The organism is Halomonas sp. AOP27-A1-41 (assembly GCF_052378605.1).
In the GTDB taxonomy this organism is placed as follows: Bacteria; Pseudomonadota; Gammaproteobacteria; order Pseudomonadales; family Halomonadaceae; genus Vreelandella; species Vreelandella citrativorans.
This window is the reverse complement of sequence record NZ_JBQSXT010000061.1, coordinates 1-916: the sequence shown is the minus strand read 5'-3', so window position 1 is coordinate 916 and position 916 is coordinate 1. Positions and strand designations below refer to the sequence as shown.

Annotated in this window: 1 protein-coding gene; it reads left to right on the top strand. The window is 52.4% G+C overall.

Translation table 11 applies throughout. The annotated features are described in order from the left end of the window. The coding region (locus ACT3TC_RS17090) for an IS3 family transposase (protein ID WP_444641153.1) at positions 1-887 on the top strand (887 nt) is incomplete at its 5' end. Positions 888-916 lie beyond the last annotated feature (29 nt).

The window sequence follows — 916 nt, the reverse complement described above, 5'->3', positions numbered from 1 at the left end:
TACTTTGCGAAGAGCCTGAAGTGAAGTACGCCTTTATCCATCGTCATCGTCAGGCATTCAGCGTTCAACGCATGTGCCATGTTATGGGGGTCGCCCGAAGTGGCTACTACGCTTGGCAGCAGCGCGAAGGAGTCCCGTCTCCAAGACGCAGCGAGCAAGCCATTCTCGATCAGCGTGTAGCTGATGCTTTTCACCAGCGTAAAGGCCGCTCAGGCGCCCCGAGATTAACCCTGGACCTGCACGATGATGGAGTGCTAATCAACCGTAAGACGGTCGCCGCCAGCTTACAGCGTCAGGGCTTGCGCGCTAAAGCAGCCCGTAAGTTTAAGGCCACCACCAACTCTCGGCATTCGCTGCCGGTGGCTCCTAATCTACTAGCGCAAAACTTCACGGCCTCAACTCCCAATCAAAAGTGGGTGGGTGATATCACCTATCTGGCGACGAGCGAAGGCTGGCTTTACCTAGCAGTACTCATTGATCTTTACTCTCGTAAAGTGGTCGGTTGGGCAATGAGTGAGCGCATGACGGCCGATCTTGTCTGTGACGCGCTACAGATGGCACTATGGAAACGCAAAATGCCCAAAGGCGTCATTGTCCACTCGGATCGAGGCAGTCAGTACTGTTCCACGCTTTACCGATCGCTGCTTACTCGGCATGAGCTTAAGTGCAGCATGAGCGCCAAAGGTAACTGTTATGATAATGCCTGTGCCGAAAGCTTCTTCCATAGCCTCAAGGTTGAAGCGATCCATGGAGAGCAATTTAAAACGCGAAGCGATATGAGACGTCAGGTGTTTGAATACATCGAACTCGACTACAACAAGCAACGGCGGCACAGTGCTATAGGGATGATCAGTCCTGAGGTCTTTGAATCTCGAATGATCGCTTAAACTAGTGTCCACTGTTGCTGGGTAAGATC